The organism is Pseudomonas edaphica (assembly GCF_005863185.1).
GTDB lineage: Bacteria > Pseudomonadota > Gammaproteobacteria > Pseudomonadales > Pseudomonadaceae > Aquipseudomonas > Aquipseudomonas edaphica.
Genome location: NZ_VBVZ01000880.1, coordinates 1 through 1,853, shown reverse-complemented (window position 1 = coordinate 1,853; position 1,853 = coordinate 1). Strand labels below are relative to the sequence as shown.

Genomic DNA, 1,853 nt, shown 5'->3' with positions numbered 1-1,853 from the left:
CTTGCCTGCGATGCAGGCGACTCGGTCTATCAGTTAAACCGAGGCGATACAATCGCAGGCAAGCCAGCTCCCACACAAGCCAGCTCCCACAGTTGGACCGCACTCCTACCTTCGGCGCAGTGTCGGCTCCTTCGCCATGCACTCCACCAGATAATCAATAAACACCCGCAACTTCGGTGGCAGATACCGCGTGGGCGAATGCAGCAACCACGCCTCACCATGGTAGGACGCAATAAAATCCCACTCGGGCAATACCTGCAGCAGGCTCCCCGCCGCCAAGGCGTGGCGCGCCGTGAAGTACGGCAAGCTACCAATCCCCACATGCTGCAACACCGCATCCAGGCGCACGCCGGTGTGGTTCGCGGCGTAGCGCCCGCGCACGCCCACGGTCACCGCCTTGGCACCCTGACGAAACTTCCAGCGTGAATCCCCCGGCGTTTCGCCCAGGTAGATGCAGCTGTGTTCCAGCAAATCATGGGGATGTTCAGGCGTACCCTGCGCGGCCAGGTACTGCGGCGTGGCACACAACAGGTGCTCGATGGGTAACAGTTGGCGGCCGACCAAGCCCGGCGGCGGGCTGTCGGTGATGCGGATGCTGAGGTCAACATTGTCGTCGATCAGGTCCACATGCCGGTCTTCCAGGATCAATTGCACATCCACCTTGGGATAGCGCCGCAAGAACTCCGACATATGCGGGTGCACCACAAACCGGCCCACCGCCTTGGGCACGCTGACCCGCACCAGGCCTTCGGCTTCATGGGTGAACTGGCCACTGATCTCCATCACCGAGCGCGCCGCGTTGACCATCTCCTGGCAACGCTTGAACACCTCTTCGCCGCCTTCGCTCAAGCGCAATTTACGCGTGGTGCGTTGCAGCAAGCGTGTCGCCAGCGCCTGTTCGAGACGCGAGATACTGCGGCTCACGGCCGAGGGCGAAACGCTCAGTTGTCGCGCCGCTTCGGAGAAACTGCCGGTCTCCACGACTTTGACGAAAATCGCCATTTCACCCAGCAGTGGCAAAGGAAGATTGATGCTCATGACGCACAGGTCCATTGATAATTGAACGGATTATCACCCATCCACGCACTATTTATACTGCCCGTAGAACCCTGATGCGGATGTAAATGATGACCGAGCGCCTGTTTTTCACCCACGACCACCTGACCGCCGAGCTTGAAGTGCTGAGCTGCACACCCCACGAAGGCCTGTTCGCGGTCACCCTGCAGTCGACGATTTTTCATCCCCAAGGCGGCGGGCAACCCTTTGATACCGGTTGGCTGGGCGACAGCCAGGTGCTGCGCGTGACTCAGGAGGCTGACCGTGTGGTGCATTACGTGGACCAGCCTGTGCAGCCCGGCCCGATCAGCGCACGGGTCGACGCACAACGCCGTGCCCTGTACACGCGCCTGCATTCGGCCGGGCACCTGATCGGCAATGCGGGAGAAAGCTTCGGTTGGATGCCGATCAAAGCCCACCATTGGCCGGGCGAGTGCAAAATCACCTTTATCCGTGGCGAAATGGCCCAGGCCATCGACGCCGAGGCGATCCAGCAACAGGTCAACCAATGGATCGCCGCCGACTACCCGCGCCATATGACCCTGGAAGACGGCGCCCGCGAAGTGGGTTTCGGCGAACTGCCCGCCTACGCCTGCGGCGGCACCCATGTGCAAGCCCTGAACGAGCTCGGCCAAGTGACCATCCTGGCCTTGTCGGAGAAAAAAGGCGCGCTGTCGGTGCGTTACGAAATCAACTGACAGACCACGCGGCTTTTGTGGTCACCGGGCTGTTGTGATGAGCAGGCTGTTGTGGCGAGCGGGCTTGCCCCGCGTTGGGCTGCGAAGCGGCCCTAATAC

At 61.4% G+C, this 1,853-nt stretch carries 2 protein-coding genes; one reads left to right on the top strand and one right to left on the bottom strand.

The window, feature by feature from the left end; all coding sequences use genetic code 11:
• Nucleotides 1-105: 105 nt before the first annotated feature.
• Entirely contained in the window at nt 106-1,038 is a 933-nt protein-coding gene (locus tag FEM54_RS31660) for a LysR family transcriptional regulator (protein ID WP_138454178.1), read from the bottom strand.
• An 89-nt stretch (nt 1,039-1,127) separates the two neighbouring features.
• On the opposite strand from FEM54_RS31660, the gene FEM54_RS31655 reads away from it, so the two are divergent.
• Nucleotides 1,128-1,754, top strand: a complete 627-nt coding sequence (locus FEM54_RS31655) for an alanyl-tRNA editing protein (RefSeq protein WP_138454177.1) — start codon at nt 1,128-1,130, stop codon at nt 1,752-1,754.
• The last annotated feature ends 99 nt before the right edge of the window (nt 1,755-1,853 follow it).